Raw genomic sequence first — 864 nt, forward strand, 5'->3', positions numbered from 1 at the left:
GCCGCGCAGCAGGCGCGGCTGGGCGCCGCGCCTGCTGCGCGGCGAGGCGCTCTGACGTCATCTCTTCGACGCGCCCGGCTCTCTCCCCGTCCGCGGGGACGGGAGCCGGGCGCGGGCCTCGATCGGCCCGGGGAAACCCTTCAGGCCTTGGCCTTCTTGGCGCGGTCGATCGCCTCGTGGATCAGGCGGTGGGCCTCGGCCTTGTCGCCCCAGCGCACGAACTTGACCCACTTGCCGGGCTCGAGATCCTTGTAGTGCTCGAAGAAGTGCTGGATCTGCTGGATCGTGATCTCGGGCAGGTCGGTGTAGTTCTCGATCCGGTCGTAGCGCTTGGTGAGGTGGCGCGAGGGCACGGCGATGATCTTCTCGTCCTCGCCGCCCTCGTCCTCCATTACCATCACGCCGACCACGCGGGCGCTCATGATCGCGCCGGGCGCCACGGCGCGGGTGTTGGCCACCAGCACGTCGCAGGGGTCGCCGTCGCCGGACAGGGTGTGCGGGATGAAGCCGTAGTTCCCCGGGTAGAACATCGGGGTGTAGAGGAAGCGGTCGACGACGAGCGCGCCGGCCTCCTTGTCCATCTCGTACTTGATCGGTTCGCCGCCGAGCGGCACCTCGATGATGACGTTGACGTCGTGCGGCGGGTTCTTGCCGATCGAGATGTTGTCGATGATCATGGCGCTGGCGCATCCCGGAAGATCGGGGCCTCGCCCCGTTGCGCGGGTCTCATAAAGCCCTTGGCGCGCGAAGCAAATCCGCGCCGCGCCGCACGCCGCGACGAACGGGAAGAACCGTCAGCCGAACAGGTAGCCGACCTTCGGCAGCGGCACGCCGGCCAAGCGGTCGAGCGCGCGCGGGCCGGGT

1 protein-coding gene is annotated in these 864 nt (G+C 69.1%); it reads right to left on the reverse strand.

Translation table 11 applies throughout. From position 1 onward, the window contains the following. Nucleotides 1–140 precede the first annotated feature (140 nt). Nucleotides 141–677: an inorganic diphosphatase gene (gene ppa, locus FV223_RS28785; protein WP_147730016.1), complete on the reverse strand. Its 537-nt coding sequence runs from the start codon at nucleotides 675–677 to the stop codon at nucleotides 141–143. Between the last annotated feature and the right edge of the window lie 187 nt (nucleotides 678–864).

The sequence above is a fragment of the Methylobacterium sp. WL116 genome, assembly GCF_008039455.1.
GTDB lineage: Bacteria > Pseudomonadota > Alphaproteobacteria > Rhizobiales > Beijerinckiaceae > Methylobacterium.